Origin of the sequence: Symmachiella dynata, assembly GCF_007747995.1 — a bacterium.
Classification (GTDB): Bacteria; Planctomycetota; Planctomycetia; order Planctomycetales; family Planctomycetaceae; genus Symmachiella; species Symmachiella dynata.
The window spans coordinates 5,339,405-5,364,356 of sequence record NZ_CP036276.1 but is presented as its reverse complement, the minus strand read 5'-3'; the positions used below and the strand labels follow the sequence as shown (position 1 = coordinate 5,364,356).

18 protein-coding genes are annotated in these 24,952 nt (G+C 55.6%); 5 read left to right on the top strand and 13 right to left on the bottom strand.

The genetic code is table 11. The features are described 5' to 3' along the window. Window positions 1-146: 146 nt before the first annotated feature. The 5 genes from Mal52_RS20280 to Mal52_RS20260 form a co-directional block, all read right to left on the bottom strand. On the bottom strand, window positions 147-1,400 hold the full coding sequence (locus tag Mal52_RS20280) for a hypothetical protein (RefSeq protein WP_145378340.1): 1,254 nt from the start codon (window positions 1,398-1,400) through the stop codon (window positions 147-149). A 1-nt stretch (window position 1,401) separates the two neighbouring features. After that, on the bottom strand, window positions 1,402-3,468 hold the full coding sequence (locus Mal52_RS20275; protein ID WP_145378339.1) for a serine/threonine protein kinase: 2,067 nt from the start codon (window positions 3,466-3,468) through the stop codon (window positions 1,402-1,404). Between the two features lie 120 nt (window positions 3,469-3,588). Continuing rightward, window positions 3,589-3,864 carry a hypothetical protein gene (locus tag Mal52_RS20270; RefSeq protein WP_145378338.1) on the bottom strand — a complete coding sequence of 92 codons (276 nt, stop codon included), beginning with the start codon at window positions 3,862-3,864 and terminating at the stop codon, window positions 3,589-3,591. Between the two features lie 85 nt (window positions 3,865-3,949). Continuing rightward, entirely contained in the window at window positions 3,950-4,615 is a 666-nt protein-coding gene (locus Mal52_RS20265; RefSeq protein ID WP_145378337.1) for an FHA domain-containing protein, read from the bottom strand. Window positions 4,616-4,984: 369 nt separating this feature from the next. Continuing rightward, on the bottom strand, window positions 4,985-5,788 hold the full coding sequence (locus Mal52_RS20260) for a hypothetical protein (RefSeq protein WP_145378336.1): 804 nt from the start codon (window positions 5,786-5,788) through the stop codon (window positions 4,985-4,987). A 299-nt stretch (window positions 5,789-6,087) separates the two neighbouring features. Between Mal52_RS20260 and Mal52_RS20255 the strand changes: the two genes are divergently transcribed. Further along, entirely contained in the window at window positions 6,088-6,564 is a 477-nt protein-coding gene (locus Mal52_RS20255; RefSeq protein ID WP_197534354.1) for a hypothetical protein, read from the top strand. Window positions 6,565-6,729: 165 nt separating this feature from the next. Here Mal52_RS20255 and Mal52_RS20250 read toward each other — a convergent pair whose 3' ends face one another. Continuing rightward, window positions 6,730-7,557 carry an OmpA/MotB family protein gene (locus tag Mal52_RS20250; protein WP_145378335.1) on the bottom strand — a complete coding sequence of 276 codons (828 nt, stop codon included), beginning with the start codon at window positions 7,555-7,557 and terminating at the stop codon, window positions 6,730-6,732. 668 nt (window positions 7,558-8,225) lie between these two features. Here Mal52_RS20250 and Mal52_RS20245 point away from each other — a divergent pair. Continuing rightward, on the top strand, window positions 8,226-9,164 hold the full coding sequence (locus Mal52_RS20245; protein ID WP_145378334.1) for a hypothetical protein: 939 nt from the start codon (window positions 8,226-8,228) through the stop codon (window positions 9,162-9,164). Here the strand turns inward: Mal52_RS20245 and Mal52_RS20240 are convergent. The 3 genes from Mal52_RS20240 to Mal52_RS20230 form a co-directional block, all read right to left on the bottom strand. Beyond that, window positions 9,158-10,231: a hypothetical protein gene (locus Mal52_RS20240; RefSeq protein ID WP_145378333.1), complete on the bottom strand. Its 1,074-nt coding sequence runs from the start codon at window positions 10,229-10,231 to the stop codon at window positions 9,158-9,160. The two genes, Mal52_RS20245 and Mal52_RS20240, sit on opposite strands and share 7 nt — an antisense overlap. A 395-nt stretch (window positions 10,232-10,626) precedes the next feature. Then, the gene (locus Mal52_RS20235; protein ID WP_145378332.1) at window positions 10,627-12,108 is read right to left on the bottom strand and encodes an outer membrane protein assembly factor BamB family protein; all 1,482 of its coding nucleotides are present in this window, start codon (window positions 12,106-12,108) and stop codon (window positions 10,627-10,629) included. 162 nt (window positions 12,109-12,270) lie between these two features. Next, on the bottom strand, window positions 12,271-13,212 hold the full coding sequence (locus Mal52_RS20230; RefSeq protein ID WP_145378331.1) for a DUF1559 domain-containing protein: 942 nt from the start codon (window positions 13,210-13,212) through the stop codon (window positions 12,271-12,273). Between the two features lie 346 nt (window positions 13,213-13,558). Between Mal52_RS20230 and Mal52_RS20225 the strand changes: the two genes are divergently transcribed. Next, complete coding sequence (locus Mal52_RS20225) at window positions 13,559-13,906, top strand: hypothetical protein (RefSeq protein WP_145378330.1); 348 nt, start codon at window positions 13,559-13,561, stop codon at window positions 13,904-13,906. A 184-nt stretch (window positions 13,907-14,090) separates the two neighbouring features. On the opposite strand, the gene Mal52_RS20220 is transcribed toward Mal52_RS20225, so the two are convergent. Then, window positions 14,091-14,345: a hypothetical protein gene (locus Mal52_RS20220; protein WP_145378329.1), complete on the bottom strand. Its 255-nt coding sequence runs from the start codon at window positions 14,343-14,345 to the stop codon at window positions 14,091-14,093. A gap of 111 nt (window positions 14,346-14,456) precedes the next feature. Beyond that, the gene (locus Mal52_RS20215) at window positions 14,457-14,783 is read right to left on the bottom strand and encodes a hypothetical protein (protein WP_145378328.1); all 327 of its coding nucleotides are present in this window, start codon (window positions 14,781-14,783) and stop codon (window positions 14,457-14,459) included. Window positions 14,784-14,831: 48 nt separating this feature from the next. Between Mal52_RS20215 and Mal52_RS20210 the strand changes: the two genes are divergently transcribed. Next, complete coding sequence (locus tag Mal52_RS20210; protein WP_145378327.1) at window positions 14,832-16,487, top strand: NAD+ synthase; 1,656 nt, start codon at window positions 14,832-14,834, stop codon at window positions 16,485-16,487. A 150-nt stretch (window positions 16,488-16,637) separates the two neighbouring features. Here the strand turns inward: Mal52_RS20210 and Mal52_RS20205 are convergent, their stop codons facing one another. Together Mal52_RS20205 and Mal52_RS20200 are read right to left on the bottom strand one after the other, a co-directional pair. Beyond that, window positions 16,638-17,741 (bottom strand): Gfo/Idh/MocA family protein, encoded by a 1,104-nt coding sequence (locus tag Mal52_RS20205; protein WP_145378326.1) that lies wholly within the window; start codon window positions 17,739-17,741, stop codon window positions 16,638-16,640. A 7-nt stretch (window positions 17,742-17,748) separates the two neighbouring features. After that, complete coding sequence (locus Mal52_RS20200) at window positions 17,749-19,203, bottom strand: DUF4339 domain-containing protein (protein ID WP_145378325.1); 1,455 nt, start codon at window positions 19,201-19,203, stop codon at window positions 17,749-17,751. Between the two features lie 609 nt (window positions 19,204-19,812). On the opposite strand from Mal52_RS20200, the gene Mal52_RS20195 reads away from it, so the two are divergent. Further along, complete coding sequence (locus Mal52_RS20195; protein WP_145378324.1) at window positions 19,813-24,930, top strand: DUF1549 domain-containing protein; 5,118 nt, start codon at window positions 19,813-19,815, stop codon at window positions 24,928-24,930. Window positions 24,931-24,952: the final 22 nt, after the last annotated feature.

The following is a 24,952-nucleotide window of genomic DNA, read 5'->3' as shown; positions in this document are numbered from 1 at the left end:
AAGTAGCCTGCCCGTAAACGGGTGCCACTGGCGGCTTGTCCGCCAGTGCAAAATGTGCGAACGTCTTGAAACACTGCTGCTCGAGCCAGCAGGGGCAGCCGCGCACCGGATCGGTGCATTCGCTGCGGATGTTGCCCTGCGGTGAATCAGCCGACAATCAGGACTGCAACCAAAGCGACCGCGGTCACTACCGAAAACGAGGCTAGCTTCAACCGGCCGCGGTATGCCCCGTCTGTCATGCGATCTAATCGCAGATAGCTAGCGGTTGTTCCCAGCAATAACGTTAAGAGTCCCATTCCGGCGCAGAGCGTCCAGAGACGGTTCTGCGTGGTCGCCTTTTGCCATTGCGGTAACAGTTTTTGACGAATGCCGGGGTTCAAATTCACCTGAGCAAATCGCCGATAGACTTTTCCGCCGCCATCTACGTCCTTTTCGAGCAGATGGACTTTGCCAATGGCGCGGCGCACGATTTCATCGGGAATCGGCCAATTGTTTTGCACCGGGTACGTCTCGCCAAAGTACGCGCGTATCTGTTGAGCCGCTTCATTGTAGACTTCGTTTTGGGCAAGGCTGATGGCACGCTCTGTATCCGAGGCATCGACAGCTGGGCTGAAATGACTGCGCACCACCACCACACGGGTTTGGCCGTCGTTCTGCGTTGGAGCGGACACCCAATCGGGCACGTCTCCGGTTGTCGTGGCGCGATCAACGTCTTGCATTGTCACGGCAGTCGTGGCGACGACTTGCGATACGACGACCGGAGTCGTCCAGCCACCAAGTTTGCCTACGATCATATACATCGGAATCGCCGCCATAATAAGTATGGGAACCACCCACGCGATCGAAAGCAACTTCGAGCCAACCGCCCGCCATTGCAACGTACCCCCCTGCGCTGATAGGTAGACCGAGGCCCCTATCATCCCCGACAAAACCAACATAGCAATGACTGCCACGACCGATAGGAACATCCAGTTGTAGTCCGTCCGCACTGTGACGGCCTCGTTTGGCACCTGGACCAGTTCGGAGAAATGACTCTCCGAACTCTCAGTGTGTGCATCTACCATGCGACGGGCATGTTCGATATTCGCATCCGCTGTGCGGTGGATTTGCTCAGCATGTTCCTGGATCGCCCGGTGCTGTGCTTGGATAGCTTCGTGTTGTTGCAAAATGGCGCGTTGCTGCGTTTCGCGTGCTATTTGCACGTTCTGGCTACGGAAACTTATCAGCGACAATAGAATCATCCCGACTGCTAATGCTGGCAATAACAATAATGCCGCCAACAGCGATTTGCTAACTCCGAACTTGCGGAACAAGGCACTCAGCCCCCACAGGCAGAATCCGCCGATGACCAGCAGTAGCAATAATGCACCGGGAAATAATATTGTTGTTTTAGGGCTCATCTTAGTTGTCCTCCATCATTGCCGGACGAACATTCGGCGGCGCCCATGTCGCGGCGAGTTGTACGACGGCCGAGATCGCCACCGCCCACAAAGCTGCCCAGCCGTGCGGGAAGGCGAAGATGGTTGTGATCAGAAACCCGACTAATCCCGTGAGCAACAGCGAGCTAACGCGAAACCGCTTCGGCCGAAACGCATCGGCATGCCACCACCAACGACGGATGCCAAACAGGGCGGCGAAGAAGACAACATACCCGGCCAACGTCGGCTGGTACTTGATCCAGCGTGCGTCGGAGTAAGGCATCCCCGGTTGCGACTGAAGAGTCACGGAATTCTCGGTCAGCAATGGCTGATCGCCGACTTTGGTAAACATGGCATCGTTGGCGTCAACTTCACGCGTGATATTGGGAACATCGACCATCAAGGTTTGATCGAGACCAAACGCTAACACCCCGACGACAACACCCGCGCTGAGCAATACCAATCGGCGAATCGTCGGCTCGGTGGCGGTCCCTTCCCACATCTTCGACGGCAACAACACCAACCATGAGGCGATAATCGTCATAAATCCGAACAGCCCCGCCCGCGCCGGGTCCTGTAGGTCCGGCAACAGAAAAGTAATCACACCGACGATCGGCAGCGAGAAAATGACCGCCATGGTCATCGATTGCGCCGCAGAGGCCAAACGGTCCCGCATGTGCACCGGACGAATCGTGAGCGGGGTGAGTGCCGACGATTTGTGACGCAGCCACGTCTTGCCCTTTTTGACCGGGATCACTTGTGGCTGAGGTTTCCGATGTGCGGCCGGTTTAACGACCGGCGGCGGCACGTCCGCAACGGCCGGCTTGTGCTGTTCTGCCAAGTTGTCGAATAGGCTGTCCGCTTCTTTTCGTAACTTCTCACGGCTCTCAGGCGACAGTTTTGCCGGTTTGAAAGGAATAAAGAACAACCAATACAGAAAATAACCGATGCCTCCAACAATCCCGACCACGATTGCGGAACGGAACATGGGGCCCGGTCCCAATGCGGCAACGACAGCGACGACGGCGAGCAATATCCAAAAGATGCGGTGGTTCGATTCTCCACTTTTTGGCTCACTGTGGTGCGGTTGATTTTCACCCCGATACGCCTGCGTGTGCCGTTCGTGGCTGGGACGTTCGGGACGTTCCGGTTTTGGGGAACCGTTTTTGGGAGGAGCCGAGGGCTCCACCGCAGCGGCCGCCACAAAAGAATCCTCTGGGATTTCCGTCGCAGTCGGTTTAGCCGGAGCGCCGTTGTTCCCCAAGACTGCTTCTTTGACCAGCCGCGCGAATTGCGCGATGCTGTGCGTTCGCTGCTTGGGATCTTTTTCCAGGGCTCGACCTAGAATCGGCCGCAGTTTTTCTGGAAGCTTGCTCAGGTCGGGCTGTTCTGTGAGATGCTTCATGATGATCTCGCCGGTACTCTCCCCATCAAAGGGAACCGTGCCGGTGATCATCTCATAGACCATCACAGCTGTGCTGTAGACATCCAACTCGTTCCCGTACCGCCCATGCGCCACCTCCGGTGCCATGTAGTGCACCGTCCCCACGCTTTCGGTATGTCCGCTCCGCCGGCTGGGGGTGATGTATTTGGAAAGCCCAATGTCGCCAATTTTGATCGTGCCCGCATCGATAAACAGGTTTGCCGGCTTGAGGTCGCGATGCACAACGCCGCGGTCGTGCAAATAAGCCGCCCCCGCTGCGATTCCATCCAGCCAATGCAAAACCTCCTGCATCGGCATGCCTTGCGGATGGTTGTCCAGCACCTGTTCCAGCGTCTGCCCCGACATGAATTCCAGGATCACCCAATGGTCACCGTCGGAGTCGGTTTTGATGTCGAAGATCGTCATCAGATTCGGATGCTTGAGATTCATGCACTGACGAATCCCCCGTAATTCAACATCCATGTTCCGCTGGAGCAGCTTCAGAGCGACCTCCTTCCCGGAGTCGCTCAGGGCGTAGTAGACCTCGCCGAAGCCGCCACGATCAATGGCGCGTTTGATCGTGTAACCGTCCAGCGGCTTCGATTCCGGCTGAAAGGTGAATTTCATGGTTCTGCCGCCCTGTGGTAGGTGGGGTAATGTTTTGGCTAGGGTACCGGGCACGTCGTAGTCCCTATGTTATAGAAATCGGGGTGTTGTTTTGAATTCACATCTCGTTGGCCGCATGACTCACGGCTGCGGAAGTTTCGGTTCCTGCCCAATCGCGTTTTTCAGTTCCCGTATTTCCTGTGTTTGTTTTTCGATAGCCTGTGTTTGGTCTTCGCTGGTTTGATTTTGCTTTTCGATCACCGTCCGGAGGTTATTGATGTCCGTCCGCATATTGCTAAGGTCATCGCTCATTTGTTGAATTCTGCCGCCGCCGCTAAAGATGAGCACAATCAGCCCAATCACAATCAATGTTCCGCAACCCAGACTCACTGGCCCGGAACGGCGGTCATCCGCCATGTTGTTCTCCTCAGTTCTCCACTACAAATTTGTCTGCTCGCCTTCAGTGATCAACCTGACAATCCACTCGTCGGTTTTCTGTTTCTCACTGCACCGCTTCCAATCGAAACCTTCCATCGATGCTGGTGACGATCGATCCGTCTGTGAGCGGCATGCTCGATTTGGCGTGTTGGTTATCCACATAAATATCTGATCGCGATTTACAACACAGCTGACCGCTGCTGCGATGCAACAGGATGGTATGGTCCCAACCCGAACAACGGATATGGCTATCTGCACCCGGGCCTAAAATGCACGTGTCCTCCATGAGCACCACCGCATCGACAGCGCGCGAGGGGCGGTGATCGCTGACAAAATCGAGCCGCGCCGTTCCGCTGATGATCGTCGGCAATCGGAATTGCAATTTGACGCTCTCTCCCAATTGAATTTCATTCCCATCCGCAAGATTTGTTTGTTCGTGCACCATACGTCCGGCAACCGTTGCCGCCGCGGCAGCCTGCAGATAGTACCCTTCGCCGCTGCGAACGATTTCGGCGTGCCGGCGTGACAAATTCGCCAACAAGGCGACATCAGCTGCGGGAGGTCCAGACACCGGTCCTCCCAGCGAAACCCGTTCGCCCAGGCACAACAAAAACGCCCCGACGCGGTCAATCCACAGTATATAGCGCTCACCATCCATATCGGCACCACCCAAAGCGACCGCCCCTGTTGCGGGCGTCGCGGAGTTTCCTAACCCGAAGTTTCCTTGCATCACCACCGGTCCTACTCCGCTTGATTTTAACGCATTTCCCCGGCCAGGGGATCATTTTCATCAAAGGAAATCCGCCACATTCCCAAGAACCGATCCGTAAATTCCAGTTTAGAACGAGTGACTGGGAGGGCGAAGCTCCTGCTGAGCCGTGCATTCTTGCGAGGCTCACTGCTCAGCAGGGGCTTGACACTCCGAGCAGACTAAAAGTTCTACGCCATCAAAAAAAGGGCAACCGGGCAGCCGGCCACCCGAGGTTGTTTCTCTTTTTCGCAAACCCGGCGAGCGCTTCGCGTGGCGAAACCGTTTCAGCAAACTCCGAACGGCCCCAACCCCCCGACAAATTGCCGGAGGGCGAGAGCCAGTTTAGATTTAAGCATCCGTCTTAGACGTCGTGTCGCCTGACTCATTCAGGTGGAAGTATTGATCGATCTGTTCGTTCAAGTCTTCCGGAACCATCGGACCGGTGTGCACCGGAATCATCGGTGTTAGCCGTTCTTCGGCATCCAACATCTTGCCTTTCACATCCAGTTGCTTGTTCAAGTCAGCAATCAACTGCTTGGCTCGCGACAAGCGGGAGTCGTCAATGTTGCAGTCGCTAGCAGCTTCGGCAGCCTGCAGAGCTTGCAAGCGGGCATCCAGGTTCTCGATCTTGACTTGCAGATCGCGTTTGGAAGCCATCATGTTTTCCAATTTGCTGCGAGCCGAGATCACGACTTGCTCACGTGCCTTCAAGATCTTGCGATGACTTTCCAACGTTTGTTCGGCCAATTGGAACCGCTCAAAACGTCGTGCCAAGTCCTGCTTCATTTCCGCTTCCGAGTAGGTGCGGCCGACGTAGCGAACTTCTTCGCCGTTTTGCACGTAACTCTTCAGTGCCAACATTTCTTGTTTTTGACGGGCCAACTCATCTTCATCTCGCATGATTTGAGCCGTGCGATGTTCGACATCGACTTCCGCTTCGGCGATTTGCCGCATCGTGTCGCGAATGTCCGGAAGCAGGTTGTTCACCAGATCCCGTGCCCGTTCAATTTCCAATTCCGGCGGCACTTCGGACCGGATTGAATCTTTGACCATCGTGGCCGAGGTCTTTACGTAACTGGCAGCGTCCCGGCCGAAGACGAATGTTCCGACCAGCGCCAAGGCGGCTGTACTCAAAATTGCTTTCTTAATCATTTCTGTTCTCCCTCTGATATGCGGAACATTTGTCCCAGTGGCCCGGCTCCGTTGAGCCGCTATGATATTGACCAGCAGACAACAGGTAATTCGCCGGTTGGTTTTGATTCTTAGCCCAATTGGCCATAATTTTGGGATGACCGGAAAATAATTGAAGTTCCCAACCGGCCCAGACGCCGCGATGACCGCATTAAAACACAGGGGTACGTGCGCAACCGACTGTCCTGTAATGGTTTACGCTGCCTGGATTGCTGGTTCCCCGACGAATACTGACCACTTATCTCATGGAGAAAGAAATCATGATTCCTAAAATCGCCTGCCTGTCGGTGTTGTCCGTCGCCATTTTCGCCAGTTTCGCACTGCAAGCCGCCGATGAGGCTCCGACTGGCGAAGAACTGAATCCGCATGAGGCGCAATTTCAGAAGATGCTCAAGGGGGCGGAGCTGATCGGGAATTTCTCCGTGATCAAAGATGGCCAGGAGTCCGAGCCGAAGAAGGACACCTATAAAATCGTGGACTTAAAGAAAATGCCCAACGGATTTTGGCTGTTCACATTTCAGTATGGTGATAAGCCGGCGATCCCCATGCCGCTGCCTGTGAAATGGGCCGATGATACGCCCATGATTTCGCTCACCAAAGTCGCCATCCCGGGACTGGGAACGTTTAGCTGCCGCGTACTCTTCCACGAAGGCCAATACGCGGGGACCTGGCGTCACGGCGAGGTGATCGGCAACATGTGGGGCGTCGTCAAATCGCCGAAAGCGAAAGAGCAATAACGCCCGCAGGGTAGGTTGCCCCAATGACCAAGCACGTCTTGGGGCCAACAGCAGCTTGAAATGGGGTGCCACTGGCTTTGCCAGTGCAAATCCAAATCTGGGAACGACGAATCAAGCACTGGCAGATCCAGTCACACGCCGTTCCTTCGGTTGCACACCAAAGTTTTAGCGGGCCGATTGGGCGTGGATGACGATTTCCACACGGCGGTTGCGGGCTTTGCCCGCTGGGCTGTTGTTATCGGCCAACGGACGCGAGGAACCGTATCCGGCGACCGACAACTGCGCCTCCGGGAGTCCCCGTTTTCGTAGCGCATGATAGACCGCCCGTGCGCGACCGAGTGAGAGTTCTTCGTTGTTTTTCCAACTGCTACGGCGAATCGGGTCGGAGTCGGTGTGTCCTTCGACGGTCACGCGCTGTTGTGGGTATTGGGACTGAATCGTCGAGACGACATCGTCGATCAGTTTCGAGTTTTGCGAAGTGTTTTTGATCGACGCCTTTCCGGATGCGAACAATTGGGCGCCGTCGAGACGAATCCGTATGTCGCCGCCATCTTGATTGACATCCGCACCAGGAATGTTGGCCAACGGCAGATTCCCGGCGGGGGTATAACCGACTTCAGTCGAAGGCAGTGCACCTTGGCCGGCATACGAGCCTTGGTTGCGACGTTCGATGGTCAGTTCATCACGTAGATCCGCGACCGTGTCTCGACTCTGTTGCAACGAAGCTTGCATCTTTGCCGTCTGTTGTTGTTGCTGTGCGAGGTGCGCCTGCAGTCGCTGGTTATCGGCGTCCAAACTGGCGGTGCGCGCGTTCAACTCTTCAAAGCGGGCCATCAAGTTGGCCTGTTGTTGTTGCAAGGCTTGATGCGTTGCCGGCGGAACGCCGGTGGGATATCCCGAAATGCGTGGCGGGGCGACAGTACAGCCCACAACACACAGGGGGATCAATGCCAGGAACAATGTGCTGAATTGAGTTTTGGAGAGGGAGATCATCGCCGCACCAATGAAAAATCTTGGACAAACAAAAGTCCGCAGCCGGCAACATGCCAGGACGCGCGCAATATAGATTGCCGCCAATAGCGGCAGCAGGCATGGCAACTGTGAAATGAGGAGAGGTCGGTGAATCTGAGATGAGAGTCCGCTGTCGGCCTCGGCGAGATTGTGAGAGGGCAATCCGTTTTTCGGGCCGCTGTACGGGGCGGGAGTGTATCGCCGGATCAAATTTGCTGCAACCTCAGAGCGGCGAGGCGCACGCCCGCTTTCCAAGCTCCGGGGTGAGGGGAGAACTGAGAGCAAGCGTCGGAGAGCGGGAGCGATTGTGCCGCCCTTTCAGGGCTTAGACTCGCGACCGTCCCCAAAACCCAGGGCGGTGGGGCGTTCGCTCCGCTCACGTCTCCGTGCCCTGGGCTGACATGTGTGGCCCCGTTGGGGCCGGCCGAACTCGTTCCGACGGGGCCATGACAGGGCAGCTCAGGGCAAAGCACAGCGATGCCGTGGGTTAGGTTGGCTGATTGACACCCGCCGTGACCCGAGGCGAAAAGGAATTCACGCGTTTCACGCGGTTCGTTTTGAGAGGCCGGCAATCTCACCTTGGTGGTCTGGCCGGATGGAGGTAGACTTTCCCCGCATTTAGCACAAGTCATCATTCGGAGGACGCCCCGATGCGCTTACGATGGATTGTTTCCTACTGTGCCCTCTGCTCTATGGCAGCCGCCAGTCTCGCCGCCGCTGAAGAACCAACAGCAAAACCGCCGGCAGAAAAACCAGCCGCGACATCGCCGGAACTGCTTGACCTGCTCCAAAAATGGGAAGCCGCTTCGCACCAAGGAGAGGTCGTCGAGATTCAATTCGAGCGTTACGTCTATGATCACACGTTTTTCACCGAAGAGCGCGGCATCGGCAGGCTTGTCGTGCAGCAGCCGAATCAAGGCTTGTTAGAACTGAAACCGATGCCCGGCCAGAGCGGCGAGAAGAGTAAGCTGAAGGGGACCGATGGGCGACCGTACTATTTAGACGCGGTCAGTTCAGAAATGTGGTACTGGGATGGGAAATCTATCACTTTTATTGACACGCAAGAGAAAACCTATAAACGCATTCCAATGCCGGAAACAATCCCCACGACGCCGGCTGAATTCCTGACTTCATTTCCAAGTTGGACTTTTCCCTGGCAGAAACTAGGCAAACCTCAAATATTGTTTCCTATGGTTGCTGGCATCAAGGCAGAGCAACTTCTCAACGACTATGATTGGTTTCGGGGTAAGAAGAATCCCAATGGGTTCCATTTGGTCGCTCGCCCCAAAACAGAGGGGTTGCGCCAGGAATTCAAACAAATCGATGTCCTGCTCGACAAAGAGTCACTACAGACTTACGCAACCCGGATCGAACGCCCGACGGGAAAAAGCCGAACGGTCACTCGCATCAAAGAGGTGAAAACCGACCCGGCGCAGATCGGCGATTGGCGGCCGAAGTTGAACGGGTACAAATTGGTCGGCAATCCGGGGACGAATCAGCAACAGCAAAACCCACAAAAAAAGCCCGTCGCTTTTGATTGGGGATGGGCTGTTGAATTTTTGATGTTTGTCCTGGGGATCGCTCAATAGATCCAACTCATCGTGATCGTTGTTCGGCTGTCCAGCAAGTCTTTGCGAGAGGTCAGGGGGATCTCCCAAGCGCCACTGACACGTAAAGAATCGGTGAGGATCAGCGCTGCCCCCCAGGCCATGGTCAGGACGTGGTTTCCGGCCACATCGCCGGCACCGAGATTGATCAAATCTCCGCCTTCTACCGACACACCGGGGAGGCGGTTGCCGCTTTGCAGGTATTGGATGCCGTTCATTTCCCACAGAACGTAGACATCATCGACAACCTCGTTGTCCAAGTGCAAGCTGTAGAACATCGATTCGCTCTCTTGGTTGGGGTTGTTCGGCAAATGCCAACCGACTGTGCCAATAAAGTGCGAATCTTCACCGAGCTCCTTCCCTGTCGTCAGGAAGAAATTCCACATGCCGTCGCCATTTCCTTGATACACGTCGCTGCTGCCATTGGCCCATTCATACAAAACGCCGCCGCTGAGTAGGAATTGGTTCTCGACATCACGGACCATGACATATTTCACCCCCGTGGCGAGATCAGCCCATCCACCATTGTTGGGCAGGGCATCAGATTGCAGCTTGATGTAGCCGTCTTTATTGGCGATCACGGCAAAACGATCACTGAGCGCGACCGACAACTGAACTGCGTAAACTTGGAAATCACCACCTTGGAGAATGGAATCTTCGGGGATCATCTGATTGATGAACAAACCCCGCACACGTGTGCGGGCTCGCGGATCCTCGAAGAAAACCGGGTTGGTCGTCGGCTCGATGAAACTATCGAAACAGTGATCACCCTTGAGAAACGAGAGACCGCTACCACACTCATAGCCGCAGCCGCAGCCGCAACCACATCCACCAGTTCCACAGGACAGGCAATTATTGCAACCATTGCAGGACGAAGCATATTCGCAACTGACCGGTTGAACTCCCCATTGACTGGCAAAGTCCGCCGGCTCTGCGGCCGAGAAGATCGATTGTTCAAAATTTGCCGCAGCCGGTTGAATCGGCTCAGCGGCACGGGCGACGGAGACTGTCCCCATAACGATAACTGCGAACCAAGCGTAGTTTTGCATATTGCAACGTTCCTACTTCCTTGTCGGACATTAATTTGCGATATGTTCTCTCGCTCCGTCACTCTGAACTCACCTGAGGTGATCAAGTTAGCGGATCACGGCGACATCACGAAGGAATGCCGCCATTGTGGAGAACCTGTCTTGAACTGCCATCTTGATTGAATTTCATTTCAATAGGTAAAGATGGCGTTCTGTGTCCTATAAAAAGCAGAGCGTTTGGCTTTTGATGAGATGGCCCGGGACAGCACCGTTATCGGAGCAGAATCGATTTCGCGTTAGAACGATTGTATGAATTTCAAGGAATTTTCAGAGTTAGTAAGACAAAATCACCCGTGAAGACCTACATTCCCTTCAGGTCAGCGATTAACGACTGTTTTATGATACTAAACCCTTGGTTATTCCTCGCCGACGCAAATCAGCTTCGTGCGGGTGCGGATATACAGTCGTCCGTCGGCGATTGCGGGGGTCCCGACGATGCTGTCGCCCATGTCGTTTTTGGCCAGGATCTCGTAGTCCGGATCATCAGCTAGCACCACCACAAAACCGTTTTCGCCGGCCAGATAGATTTTGCCGTCGCCATAGATGGGCGATGCGAAGTATTCGCTCGTGTTGCTGATCCGTTTGGCGCGGCGGAGGACCTTGCCCTCTTCCGTATCGAAGACGGTGGTGATACCGCCCCCTTTGATCAAAAACATGCGGCCGTCGTGGACGAAGGGCGAGACGATGTGGTCGGTGTATTTGGTTTTGTGCTTCCACAGCACGTGCGAATCGGTCACGTCTCCCCGTCCTCCGCCGCGAACCGCTAGGACGAATTGGTCCCCGGCTTCTTCGGCATCAAAGCGGGCACCTGCAAAGTTATCGGGATGCAAGAAGGCAAAGTCGAGTTCTTCCCCCTCCAGAAATCCATCCTTGTTCTTGTCGCCGCGCTCGAAGGTCTTTTTGAAGAACGACTCGGGAATCTTTGTCTCGCCGACGAAACCTTGCATCTCCTCGCGGGTCAATTTGCCGTCGCTGTTACCGGTCTCTGCCTGATCGGCCGTTGCCAACCATTGATTGGCAATCCCGCCGCTTTGTAGAGAAATGTAAATCGTGCCGTCTTGGCAGACCGGTGTGGTTTTGATATTTCGCAACAACACCTTGGCATACCACAAGCGTTCGCCGTTATTCGGATCGTAGCCGATCAACTTTCCGGTCCCGGCAACGACCAATTCTTCGCCCTGGTCGGTTTCGCAGATCACGGGGTGCGAATAATTGACCGCCATGTCACTGCGATCGTCCATCCAGACGATTTCGCCCGTCTCTTTATTCAACGCATAAATCGCCGGGGCCAGGTCGTCGTCCTGACAGAAAATGACCAGATCTTTATAGAGCACCGGCGACATCGCCGGTCCCCATTTGAAGACAAAGAACGGCACCGGCAGTTTCTTTTCCCACAATTGCGCGCCGGTGGCCGCGTCGAACGCCAGCATGCCCATCGTGGGAAAATAGACGTACACATGGTCGGCATCGGCGGCGGGGGTCGTGCTGGCATGACTGTTGGTTTCATGCACTTCAGCCAGCGGACCGGTCTTCCAAGTCTGCTTCCAAATCGGTTTGCCGGTTTTCGCATCGAAGGCAAGCAGGCCCACGGTTTCTTTGTCGACCATGGCCGTGACAAACAATCGTCCGGCAGCGATCACCGGCGACCCGACCCCTTCGCCAATTTCGTCTGACCAAAGGACATGCTCCGTCTCTGAAAATTCGACGGGCAACGTCGCGGTGGTTGTCGAAATCCCACTACAATTCGGCCCGCGAAATTGCGGCCAGTCCTCCGCATGTAGAGCGCATGTGGAAAGTACGGCAGTCGCGAGACAAATAGAGCGAATAAATCGATGCATGGATAACTCCTTGTGTGATGTTCGCTATCGATCCTAAGCCGCCATCGTCGTCAACACAATGCTGAAGCACTGCCAGGCATCAAACGCGAACGGCCTCGTGAACCGGGCGGGACCGATTCACGAAGCCGTTTTTAGGTTTTATCAACGGTTAGGGGGCCGGTGTTAGAACGAGACGACCTCGCCGTCATTCTTGATCCCGGAATGCTTGTAGGTGGGATAGTCCATGTTCTCTCCCAAAAATCGGACGGAACCGTCGCAGAAGAGAAAATGCGTTCCCCCGGTATGGCGACTCCAGAAATTCACGATGTGGCCCGATTGATTGGGCGTATGTTCCATCGCCGGCATCATGCCCATTGCCGGTTGCCCGACGTGTCCCAACACCAAATGCGAGGAGCCTTCGGTCATCATCGGCATCATCGCCATGCCGGCGTTCACCGTGGCGCCTGGAAGTGCGGCGTACCAAGTCGATTCGGTCAGATCGTGCGTCCGTTCTCCCACAGCCAGCGTATTGGATGTCCCATCAGTGATGTCCCTGATTTTAACGCTGCTATTGCGATACAAAATACCGGTCCCCTTGCCAGGATGCATGGTGACGCTGCCGTAGCCGAAGACGCCGACATAATTCGAAGAAGCAACCCGGGCAATCAACGTACCTGTCGAATCGTTGACGTCAAACTGTGGTTGCACATCGTCCGAAGCACAAATGAAAACCGACAACGGTGTCAGTCCCATGAGGACGTTGTCAGGTTCAGTCGAGTTCTCATTAAAATCCAACCCTTGAAAAACCGCGGGTTGTTCCAGATAGGGCAACAACAGCGTCGACCAGGCAAATCCCGATCCCGTTTCGGCTCCTACGCCGTCGTCGGCCGTGACCCCTTCAGCGATGTATCCGGGGGGAAAGGTGCTGAACACATCGTGGTAGTTGTGCAGGGCGATCCCAATTTGCTTGAGGTTGTTCCGGCACGACGTCCGCCGCGCCGCTTCGCGCGCTTGTTGAACGGCGGGTAACAGCAGTGCGATAAGAATGGCAATGATGGCGATCACCACCAGAAGTTCGATCAAGGTAAATCCGCGTTTAGTACGCAGTGGTTTGTGAGTAGGCATGAATTCATTCCTCTGTATGAAAGTGCGGACAAGGTCCGCGTGTGTTTGTGGGGAGCGTAGCGCATCTGTTCAGAGCGCACGGTGGACCGATGAACGGTCGTTAGTTCCGTTGGGGCACGAAGTCAGACGGGGGATGTCGTGCTTCGATTGTCGTACTTCGTTTGAAGTCTGCGACAGATCGTGCGGCGAGAAGCACTGCTGGACAAGCCAGTAGTGGCACCCGTTGAGCGAGAGTTGTTCCCCATGGGAATAGGCGCGTTAGCAGTCGCGCGGCGGGGGCGTGGGGGGCTCGATCGCTAGCAGCAATGGCCCGTGCGGGGACGGTAATGCCGTCTCGGACCATACGATGTTCGTCGACACGGGCAAACCTGTCTCCACGATCCAGTCGGGGGACTGGGAGGATCTCAGGCCGTCGGTACCTTGTCGGGGACAACTGAGCCACAAGCGAATCGCCAGTTGTGATTTCGTCGTTGTCGACTTCGCCTTGGCCAACGGTTTGGCCGCGCGTCCACAACACCCAGTCCCACAACGACAGACGTTGCCCCGTTTCGCACAACAACAGGAGGAAGAGGCGAGACCAACCAGCGAATTCCCGTCCGCCGCCGTCGCCAATTCGATCCGGTCAATACCCAGCCAGTTAGCCAAAACCACCGACAGCGTCACCACAACAACCAAGCACCGCGCGAAGTTGTAGCGCGGTGTAGTAAGCGGTCGTTTCTGCTTGAGAGGCCGAGCGGGCATGGTTTAGGTGGGGACTTTAAGGTTTGTGTGGATTTTACGTCCACCATTCAGTCTACCGCCGCCCGAAGCTGTCGCAAGGGTTTTCCAACAGATCGCAGCCGGTTTCCCATTCTTGGTAATTGCCAAGCCAAACGCGACTATGGATAGACCTGCCACAAGTCGTCGATATACCAATCGAAAAACTGATCCACCCAAGTGCTATTTCTGTTGGCCCAATGTAGCGGCGCATAGAATCTGTAGAAGCACGGTTTTATCCATTCGGTATTTAGATGCGCCTGCTCCATTTCAACGTAAATCTTAGTGACCGGCCCAATTGACAACACATAAATCACCGGCAGCAGGAGCGCCCACCAATACCAACCGCTGCGGCGTTTTTGTTTTTCGTCGTTCATGAGCAGTTCCTTTCTGTTGGGCGCGGCCAAGCTGGTTCAGCCGAACGCTCTACAGCCACTGAATCGAAATTCTCTGAAATCAGTTTTAAAGTGAGTCGTCAATTTATGAATTCAGATTTCCATTTCAATCCCCCACAATTCAAAATATCCAACGACCATTCGCAGTGCCGTGTCGTTATGCAACGCGCAATATCCAATGGGCCAATAAAAAATACTGCTGATCGATTCCATCCAAGAGGTATCGTACCCTGCAACAAATAGCTCCATTTCGATTCGTGCAACCGGTCCGATAGACAGGACATAAAACAACGGCAGCCCGATCGTCCACCAGACCCAAGCAAAGCTGCGACGTTTTTCTGGTTCCGTCATGATTCGTCCTCCGGTTTCGTTGCGGCTTGAGTCGCTGTCGCCGACTTCTGCCAATGAGTATACTCGCATCGTCCGTCATTGCGACAACTCTTCTCACCTGCGGCGATAGAAACAGCGATGAAAATTGCGATTGCACAACTCAATCCCACGGTCGGCGATCTGGCCGGAAATGCGGCTCTCGTTAAAGAGGCGGCTCAGCGCGCTGTTGCTGACGGTGCTGACTTGTTGGTCACGTCGGAATTGATCATCTCCGGCTATCCCCCCAAGGACCTGCTGCTCCGTGAAGGTTTCGCCGCCGCTTGCCGCCGCACGGTCGAAGAATTGGCGCAGGAACTCGATCCAAATCTGGGCGTGCTGGTTGGGCATCCCGATCCCCAGGGAGTGCCGGAAGGCCGCGTGGCGAACTGCGTGAGCCTGCTGCATGGCGGGGCGATTGTCGGCTCGGTGCAAAAAATCTTGCTGCCGAATTATGACGTCTTCGATGAACGACGGTATTTCTTTCCCGCCACCGGAACGGCGCCGATCGAGTTTGTCGGGCTGAAGTTGGGCGTGCATATCTGCGAAGATGCTTGGTGGCATGCGACCGAACCGACCTATCGGCACGAGTTGGCCCATCAACACGATCCCGTCGCCTCTCTGGCCGCCGCCGGGGTGGATCTGTTTATCAATCTCTCAGCCAGTCCGTTTGAAATCGACAAACCGAATCGCCGGTTGCAGTTGGTTCGTGAGCACGTTCAACGGCATGAGCGGCCTTATCTGTTTGTCAATCAAGTCGGCGGCAATGATGATTTGGTTTTCGATGGCAACAGTTTCGTGATGAACGCCGCCGGGGAGATGGTGGCGCACCTTGAGGGATTCGAAACCGATCGCTTGTTGATCGATTCGGAGCAACTTCCCGCAACCATGGAGTTGATCAATCCGCCTCGCGAGAAACGACTATTGGATGCCCTGGTCATGGGCCTGCGCGACTATGCCCGAAAATGCGGATTCCGGGAATGTGTGCTCGGGCTATCGGGAGGCATTGACAGCGCGCTGGCCTGTTACATCGCCGCCGCTGCCGTGGGGCCGCAACATGTCCACACGCTGCTGATGCCTAGTCGGCATAGCAGTGATCATAGCGTGGATGATGCAAAGAAGATGGCCGAGTTGCTGGGCATCAATCACGAGATCATTCCGATTGACGACGTGCATCGTGCGTATGAAGGAACGCCGGTTGTGGGAGACGATTTGACCTCCGATCCCGGTGGCTTGCCCGATCAAAACCTGCAGGCGAGAATTCGCGGCGCGATGGTGATGATCCGCAGCAATCGTTACGGCTGGTTACCGTTGGCGACCGGCAACAAAAGCGAATTGGCGGTCGGCTATTGCACGCTGTACGGCGACATGGCTGGTGGATTCGCCGTGTTGTGCGACGTGTTCAAGCGCGATGTGTATGGAGTTTCGCGATACATCAACGATGTGGTCGAAGGCCGCGAAGTGATTCCTGAGAACATCATCACCAAGCCGCCCAGCGCCGAATTGGCCCCCGATCAATTCGATCAAGACGTGCTCCCTGAGTACCCGGTGCTGGATGCGATTTTGGAAGGCTTAATTGAGCAGGAACGCTCGGTCGCCAGCCTCAGCAAAGAGTTTCCGCCCGAGACCGTACAGTGGGTGGCGAGCCGTTTGGACCGCAACGAATTCAAACGCCGCCAAATGCCGCCGGGCATCAAACTGTCCCAAAGAGCTTTTGGCAGCGGCCGCCGCATGCCCATGGCCGCCAAGTTTCCCTAGCAGCCCGTTGCATCCACTCCGAACCCGGGTGCCACTGCTGGCTTGTCCAGCAGTGTTTAGCAGGTCATCCGGTTTGCACTAGCGGGCAAGCCGCCAGTGGCACCCTTTTTCAATGATCTGGTAACACCCGTAGCACAACAGACTGCCGGATTACGTCTCCAGAATTTCCGCCAGTTCAACCACGCGATGATCACGCGCCGCTGCAAATGTGGCTTCAACGAGTGCCATCGTCTTCAGGTTGTCTTTTCCGGAGATGCTCGGCTCTATATCGTGAGTTAAGGCCATCAACAATTCGCCCATCGTGCCGCGGAAGGCATCGGGAAACCAAACTTTGTCCCAGCGAGGGCAGATCCATTCCTCGGCCGCTGTGGTGGTGTAATCCAATGTGCTGGGGGTGCGGTCGGGATAACTGGGCCAGCCGATCGTGCCGCGGGCCAGACCCTCGGTCCCCTCGACGCGCCAAGTGATCCCAATGTCCGCGGCGCTCCCTTCGCGGGCGGGGCCGGTCCAAACGTCATCCCAACTACTCGCGCGGCAGCCTGTGGGGAATTCGAGAATATACAGGTTGATGCCGTCCGTGTGCGAAAACTTGGTGCGGGGATCAGTCCGCGTGCTGGCCATCACCCGCGTCGGATCACCGAACCAATAGCGAAACGTGTCGAGGTGATGTATCGACATTACGTACGTCGATAGCGAATCCAGTTGTTCGCTCCAAGGCATCCAATGCGGAATCGCCCGCATGTTGATCGTGCCCAATACCGGATCGCCCAGCAGTTTTCGATCAAGCAAATCCTGACATGCCCGCACCGATTGGTCGTGCCGCATGTTTTGATTGACCGCCAACGTAATCCCCGCAGCGGTGCACAACTGCACCAGTTCATGGGCCTCGGCATAGCTCATCGCCAGCGGCTTTTGCGCCAAGATTCCCCGCACATGCCGACCATGCTCTACGATCTCGCGGATGATGTCCGGTTGATGCTGTGGAGGGACGCCGATATCGATGACACGGATTTCACTGTCGGCGAGCATGTCACGTACGTTGACGAACACACGTGGGATCATGCGCTGCTCCGCGACTTCCCGCGCGCGGGCCTCGCGCCGCGAACTGATCCCCAGCACCCGAAAACCCGCATCACGATACGCGGGCAAATGACAGTCGCTGATGATAAACCCCGACCCCACGACACCAATGCCCCATTGATCAAGACCGTCATCGAGAGGAATTTCATATTCCAACTCAGGCTGCAATTCCATTAGGGGCCTATTCAAAATTTGGGTCAGGACTGATCACTTGGAGGTCGGCTTCGGGCATTTTCTTGCGAACGGTTTCCATGTGCTGGATAAAATACCTCTCCGCTTCACAGGGTTGTTTACGGCCTTCGGCCATCATTTTGGGAATGCAGTCGCGTCCTACATAGAGCAGTGCTTGTTCCGCAGTCCGGCTGGACGATGCGGTCGCCTCCAATTGTTCCACCAACGGGCCAATCCCTTGTTTCACTCGAGAATTCAGTTGGGCCCATTCCAATTCAGACGCGTTCTGTGCACGCAGTTCTTTAAAGTCTCTCCAAAATGACTGATAGGTCGCATAGCCTCGAATGTCTTGAGCGCTGCTCATACCAAACAAGTAGTACCCGCCACCAACCAGCGCCACAACGCCGAGCACCGTCGCGATGGTCTTCATGCGTGCCGCTGAGAACAGTGAAGCAAAGTCGATGCTCGGAGACGAAGAGCGACGAGGCTTGGGTGCGGATGGTTTTGGTGGCTTGGCCAAAGCGGCGCGGCGAGCCTTGGCTTTGTTCCTGCGACGATTTTCACCAGCCGCACCCGCGATCGCTGCTTCTAAGGATTCTGATAGGGGATCGGTCGAGGGTTCGGGCTCGGCCGTTTCCTGATCGAGCCAATCCGCCATTTTCGGATCTAGCGGCGCGTTGGAAGCCTCGTTGGGATTGGGATTCTCGAAACGCGAATCCGCAGGGGGGTCTGCATCGCCTGCTGCGGCCAATGGGTCTGGTTCGAGGGGGGGCGGATCCGCGGCGGGGACCTGCGTTACGGATGGTTCCGACTTGGGGAACAACCCCTCAAACTCTTCGGCAATTTTCCAATGGCCCTCCGAGGCATGGCGAACTTTGTCCGTCCGTTTGACCCGTCCCATCGAGGCCAAACTGTGGACGCGCGACCAAGGCAGGGGACCATTGATCTCTCCCGAGAGATCACAATACCAAAGGTCATCATCAGGTCCGACACCTTCATCCGGGATCGCTTCGAATTCGGGCGTCGGATCGGGATTGTCTTGAACGGTGGTTTTGATGCTCAACTCAAAGTCATCGTCGTCGGTGTTTGTCGACGTCGCCAAGGTCGCTGTCTCACCGGTCGCGATCTCACCAGACAGGGCCGCTGCATTTCCCAATACAACAGACAACGGTTGCCATTCGCCCAGCCCTCCGTCGCGTGCCTCGGTCTTGTCGGTAATCTCTTCCGCTTCCAAAAACTCTGCGAGTTGAATACGCGTGACCGGTCCGTGTACACCGCTGCCATCTTTGGGATTGTAGAACCACTTCAAATCATCGAGGGACGCCCATTGTCCAATGGCACCACACCGCACAAGGTGGTTCTGCTTTAATTCACCTTGATGTAATAGGTCTTTGATATGGTCCAATTGAAATGGACCTTGAACCCCACAACCGTCTTGGCGATTAAAAAACCATTTCTCGGACATAATAAATCCCAGGCCCGTTCACAGGGTGACAATCCACCGTCGGGCGATTTCGAAGGCTAGTGAGCGTTCGCTATTTGAATAAGACGCCGGATACGCTGAGGCGACTTGCTGTTTGAAACGATGACACATCGTCGGCTCTCAAAGCCGGGAGGTAGCGGAGGGCAAAGCTATCCTATTATCTACCGAAGTTAGCTGGTCACTGCCACCAAAATCGCCAAAATGTGTCGATAGCGAGGCAATATCAACCATCTTCGGTGGACAGCAAAGAGCGGTCAAGCGCAATGCTGCCGTGATCAACAAGTTGAAATCGAGAGCTGCGCCGTTCAACAGCCTCCGAGGCCGCTGATTGCTATGCAAGTTGCATGAAAATAGTACTTTGCACTCCTGAGCACTGCCGAATTGATGCTTGCAATCGGCTCGATTAAGGAAGTACAATCAACATATGCCGTTTTGTCAATGAGTTCACCTTGTGCAGCATCACTGACGTTGCCCAAAAGGTCGGCGATGCGGCGCCGCAGTTCATAAAAGCACACACGTGTTCTAATCAGCGATCGGTCTCAGTCTCTCTTCGCCCCGATCGCATCCTACATCCGACAAAGGTAGCGGGTCATGCTTTCAATGACGTTCCGACCACTTGCCGTTTCTTTGATGTTGTTTGCTTTCGGCCTTGTTCCGGCCAGCGCGGCGGACGAACAACCGGCTGCCAAAGAACAGGCTGCCCCGCAAGTCAGCTTTTACAAGCAGATTCGTCCGATCTTTCAGGCGAATTGCCACGGCTGCCATCAACCGGCCAAGTCGGGTGGCGGCTACGATATGACGTCGTTCGACAAACTGCTCGGCGGTGGCGAATCGGAAATCCCAGCCGTTGTGGCGAACAAACCCGACGACAGTCACCTGTTGGAATTAATCGTTCCCGTCGATGGCGAAGCTCAAATGCCCCGCGGCCGGAAACCGCTCACAGATTTCGAAATTGAATTGATCCGTCAATGGATTGCACAAGGGGGCGTGAACGACACACCCGAATCGGCCAAACGGCATTATGACAATGAGCACCCGCCGATCTACACAGCGCCGCCGGTAGTCACGTCGTTAGATTATTCTCCCGACGGAACGCTACTTGCCGTCGCTGGATTTCATGAAGTCTTGTTGCACAAGGCCGATGGATCGGGATTGGCCGGGCGCTTGGTTGGAATGTCGGAGCGCATCGAATCGGTCCGATTTTCTCCCGACGGAAAACGTTTGGCCGTAACCGGCGGATTGCCGGCGCGGATGGGGGAGGTCCAAGTCTGGGACGTGCAAGAACGCAAATTAACGCTCTCCGTTCCAGTCACTTACGACACGATCTATGGCGCAAGCTGGTCGCCGGATGGAAAACTGATCGCGTTTGGATGCTCCGACAATACGGTGCGGGCCATCGATTCCATCACGGGTGAACAAGTCCTGTATCAAGGTTCGCACAGCGACTGGGTGTTGGATACCGTTTTCTCGGTGAAAGGCACCAACCTCGTTTCCGTCGGCCGCGACCGGACCGCCAAACTGACCGAGATCGAAACGCAACGCTTTATCGACAACATCACCTCGATCACTCCCGGCGCGCTGAAGGGCGGCATCGCCTCCGTGACGCGGCATCCCACATCCGACGTCATTTTCGTCGGCGGGGCTGACGGTGTGCCCAAGTTGTATCGCATCTTCCGCGAATCCAAACGCGTCATCGGCGACGATGCCAATTTGATCCGCAAATTTCCGCCACTCAAAGGCCGCTTGTTTGGAGTTGCCATCAGCAAAGATGGCAGCCACGTTGCCGCTGTCAGCAGTGACAACACAACCGGCGAAGTCTTGATCGCCAAATATGAGTTCGACGTCGAAATGCCGGAGGACATCAAGAAAATTTCGCTCAAGCGCTCCAGCCAGCGTTCCGCAGAGGAACGAAAACGGTTAGACAAATACCGCACACAGGGCGTCCAAGCCGTGGCCCAAACCACTGTGGACAGCACCGGCCTGTACGCCGTTGTCTTCCACCCCAACGGAAAAACCATCGCGGTTGCCGGAGGTGACGGAAAAATCCGACTCTACTCCACAGAGAACGCGAATCTGGAAAAAGAGTTCCTCTCCGTGCCGGTCAGCGACGAAATCGTTCAACGCGAAATCGAAGACACTGTAACGACCGCAGCCGAGGACGCACTGACTCCCGAGTCACTGCCGGAAGGTCAAAAGGTAGCTGCTCTGGAAGTTCAGCCGCAGGAAATCACCATTGATCACCGTTACGATTCGGTGCAATTTCTCGTGACCGCTGTGCTGGAATCGGGGGAACGAGTCGATGCGACACGCATAGCGCAGTTCGCCGTCACTGAACCCATTGCGAGCGTCTCCCCAAGCGGTCTGTTGCGTGCCAATGCTAACGGCATTACCGAAATCACGTTTAGCTTGGCCGACAAGGCTGCAAAGTCCGTCGTGCATGTAACCGCTGTCGAAGACGACTTTGCGGTTGATATGAAACGGGACGTGGTTCCCACGCTGACGAAACTGGGCTGCAATGCCGGCACGTGTCATGGGGCGAACAAGGGCAAAGCCGGATTCAAATTGTCGCTCCGCGGCAACGATCCCGAATTCGATCTGCGGGCCTTTACCGATGACTTGGCGTCGCGTCGCGTCAATCGCGCTTCGCCCGACAATAGCCTAATGTTGCTCAAAGCGGCTGCGGCGGTCCCTCACGGAGGCGGACAACTGGCCAAACCGGGAACGCCCTATTACGAAATCATTCGCAAGTGGATTTCCGACGGCGCAAAGTTGGACCAAGCGGTTCCCCATGTCGTCAAAATCGACGTCACACCGCAAAACCCCATCGTGCAGTTAGCCGGTTCCAAACAACAGATGCGCGTCGTGGCGACGTATTCCGACGGCACAACACGCGATGCCACCGCCGAAGCCTTTGTCGAAGTTGGCGACATCGAAGTTGCCGCCACCGACGGCACCGGTTTGATCACCGTCCTCCGCCGCGGAGAAACACCGATCCTCACCCGCTATCAAGGCGCCTACGCCGCCACCACCATGACCGTCATGGGAGACCGCTCAGGTTTCGTCTGGCAAGACCAACCGACAAATAATTACATCGACGAAATGATCGTCAAAAAACTGCAGCGCACCAAAACGGTGCAGTCCGGTCTGTGCACTGACGCGGAGTTCGTTCGTCGCGTCTATTTGGACCTGACCGGTTTGCCCCCCACAGTCGAGCAAGTCAGCAGTTTCCTCGCCGACAGCCGCGACACGCGTCTGAAACGCGATGAATTGATTGACCAATTGGTGGGCAGCGATGATTACATCGATCACTGGACCAACAAGTGGGCGGACCTGTTGCAGGTTAATCGCAAATACTTAGGCGCCGAAGGGGCCAAAGCGTTCCACGATTGGATTCGCATGCAGGTGGCGGACAACACGCCCTACGACCGCCTCGTACACAGCATTCTGACAGCCAGCGGCTCCAACAAGGAAAATCCGCCCGCCTCCTACTACAAGATCCTGCGGACGCCTGAAGAGACGATGGAGAACACGACGCATCTGTTTTTAGGCATCCGTTTCAATTGCAACAAATGCCACGACCACCCCTTCGAGCGTTGGAAACAAGACCAATACTACGAGACGGCCGCATTTTTTGCGCAAGTGGGACTGAAAAAGGATCCCGCCTCGGGCGATAAAAAGACCAAAGGGACAGCCGTCGAAGGGGCCAAACCGCTGTTTGAAATTGTGTATGATAAAAATGAAGGTGAAGTCAAACACGTCACCACCGGAGCCGTCATGCCACCAACGTTTCCATTCTCAGCAAAGCATGCAGCCGACGAATCCGCCTCGCGACGGGAGAAACTGGCGGCTTGGATCACCTCACCCGAGAACCCGTACTTTGCCCGCAGCTATGTGAACCGCTTGTGGGCTTATCTGCTGGGGACCGGGTTTATTGAGCCGATCGACGACATCCGCGCGGGCAACCCGGCGACCAACCCCGAACTGCTTCAGCGGCTAACGAACGACTTTATACAAAGCGGATTCAACACGCGGCAATTGGTGCGGCTGATTTGCAAATCTCGCGCGTATCAGTTGTCCATCAATACCAATCGTTGGAACGAAGACGACAACATCAACTATTCGCACGCCATGGCACGGCGACTGCCCGCTGAGGTGTTGTACGACGCATTGCATCGTGCCACCGGTTCGATGTCGCATTTTCCCAATCTTCCTCCGGGAACGCGTGCCGCTCAATTGCCCGATGCCGGCGTCAAAGAGCCCAGTGGATTCCTAGCCCAATTCGGTCGTCCCCCTCGGGAAAGCGCCTGTGAGTGCGAACGTTCCAGCGGTGTGCAATTCGGTCCTGTGATGGCCATGGTCACCGGCCCCACCGTGGGCGACGCCATTGCCGATCCCAAAAACGACATCGCTCGTTTGGTTGAGCGGACTTCGGATGACGCGCAACTCATCAACGCGTTATTCATGCGAATCCTCAACCGACCTGCGACGGAACAAGAAATAGAATCCAGCTTAGAAGTCTTCAAGCAGATCCCGCGGGAACATGACAAACTTACCCATCGATTGCACGTGCGGGAAGAAAGCCTCAAACCGCTGATGACCGCCCAGGCGGCACAACGTGAAGCCTCCATAGCAGCAGCCAAAGCGGCGATTGCGGCCTATGAAAAAGCCATCGCACCAAAAATCGCTGAGTTGGACAAGCAACAGAAACAGCGGACCGAAATGCTGGCAGCAGTGCTCAAAGAATACGAAGCCACCCTGCCGGCCAAGTTTGCGGCCTGGGAAGCGCGTGAGGATCGCAACACCCCCTGGGTTGCCCTCGACCCTTCGACTCTGTCCACAACCAACACCGCCACTTTGACCAAGCAAGAAGACCTGTCGGTCGTCGCAACCGGGACCAATGGCACCGGCGACTATAATGTCGTGGCCGAAACGCCGCTCACGGGAATTCGTAGCATTCGTTTGGAGGTTTTGGCCCACGAAGGCAGCCCCAAGAAAGGCCCCGGCCGATCAGGCGATGGAAACTTCGTCCTGACCGAATTCGAGGTTTGGGCCGCTCCTAAGGAAAACCCGGATCAAAAGACAAAATTGAAGTTGGTCGACGCACGGTCCGATTACGACCAAAAGGGATATCCGGTCGCCACAGCCATCGACGGTGTCTCCGCCCCTGCCAGCAACGGTTGGGCCGTCTCCGGTAAAACCGGCCAGAACCACTATGCCACTTTCGCATTGGCCGAACCGGTGGGACTGCCGGGGGGGACGATTTTGACGTTCCAACTCAAACAACAGTTCAAATCCAAAACACACTCCATCGGCAAGTTTCGGCTCTCGGTCACAAATTCCGCTGATCCAATCCTATTCAACGGAGTGGATGCTGAAATCGCCAAAATTCTGGAAGTCCCCGCTGAGAAGCGTACCGCCGAACAAAAAGCGGCTGTAACCAAATACCTCCGCAGCTTCGATAAGCAGTTGCAAAAACACGAACAGGCGCTTGCCGAAAGTCGCCAACCCCGACCGGAAGACCCAGTCCTCAAAGCCATGCGGGACAACCTCGAAGTCGTCAGCCGTCCGGTTCCGATCGAACCGGGATTGCGTCGCCTGCGCGGGGATGTCAAACTGAGCACCGAGCAACTGGCCCAGAATCGACTCACTGCAGCACAAGACATCGCGTGGGCGCTGATCAATAGTCCCTCATTCATGTTCAATCGATAACGTCCAACGCGACGTTTCGGTA

Bases quoted from the DNA above. Each gene is read 5' to 3' on its own strand.
- Mal52_RS20280 (WP_145378340.1), bottom strand. From the start codon at position 1,400: ATGAGCCCTAAAACAACAATATTATTTCCCGGTGCATTATTGCTACTG.
- Mal52_RS20275 (WP_145378339.1), bottom strand. From the start codon at position 3,468: ATGAAATTCACCTTTCAGCCGGAATCGAAGCCGCTGGACGGTTACACG.
- Mal52_RS20270 (WP_145378338.1), bottom strand. From the start codon at position 3,864: ATGGCGGATGACCGCCGTTCCGGGCCAGTGAGTCTGGGTTGCGGAACA.
- Mal52_RS20265 (WP_145378337.1), bottom strand. From the start codon at position 4,615: ATGCAAGGAAACTTCGGGTTAGGAAACTCCGCGACGCCCGCAACAGGG.
- Mal52_RS20260 (WP_145378336.1), bottom strand. From the start codon at position 5,788: ATGATTAAGAAAGCAATTTTGAGTACAGCCGCCTTGGCGCTGGTCGGA.
- Mal52_RS20255 (WP_197534354.1), top strand. From the start codon at position 6,088: ATGATTCCTAAAATCGCCTGCCTGTCGGTGTTGTCCGTCGCCATTTTC.
- Mal52_RS20250 (WP_145378335.1), bottom strand. From the start codon at position 7,557: ATGATCTCCCTCTCCAAAACTCAATTCAGCACATTGTTCCTGGCATTG.
- Mal52_RS20245 (WP_145378334.1), top strand. From the start codon at position 8,226: ATGCGCTTACGATGGATTGTTTCCTACTGTGCCCTCTGCTCTATGGCA.
- Mal52_RS20240 (WP_145378333.1), bottom strand. From the start codon at position 10,231: ATGCAAAACTACGCTTGGTTCGCAGTTATCGTTATGGGGACAGTCTCC.
- Mal52_RS20235 (WP_145378332.1), bottom strand. From the start codon at position 12,108: ATGCATCGATTTATTCGCTCTATTTGTCTCGCGACTGCCGTACTTTCC.
- Mal52_RS20230 (WP_145378331.1), bottom strand. From the start codon at position 13,212: ATGCCTACTCACAAACCACTGCGTACTAAACGCGGATTTACCTTGATC.
- Mal52_RS20225 (WP_145378330.1), top strand. From the start codon at position 13,559: ATGTTCGTCGACACGGGCAAACCTGTCTCCACGATCCAGTCGGGGGAC.
- Mal52_RS20220 (WP_145378329.1), bottom strand. From the start codon at position 14,345: ATGAACGACGAAAAACAAAAACGCCGCAGCGGTTGGTATTGGTGGGCG.
- Mal52_RS20215 (WP_145378328.1), bottom strand. From the start codon at position 14,783: ATGCGAGTATACTCATTGGCAGAAGTCGGCGACAGCGACTCAAGCCGC.
- Mal52_RS20210 (WP_145378327.1), top strand. From the start codon at position 14,832: ATGAAAATTGCGATTGCACAACTCAATCCCACGGTCGGCGATCTGGCC.
- Mal52_RS20205 (WP_145378326.1), bottom strand. From the start codon at position 17,741: ATGGAATTGCAGCCTGAGTTGGAATATGAAATTCCTCTCGATGACGGT.
- Mal52_RS20200 (WP_145378325.1), bottom strand. From the start codon at position 19,203: ATGTCCGAGAAATGGTTTTTTAATCGCCAAGACGGTTGTGGGGTTCAA.
- Mal52_RS20195 (WP_145378324.1), top strand. From the start codon at position 19,813: ATGCTTTCAATGACGTTCCGACCACTTGCCGTTTCTTTGATGTTGTTT.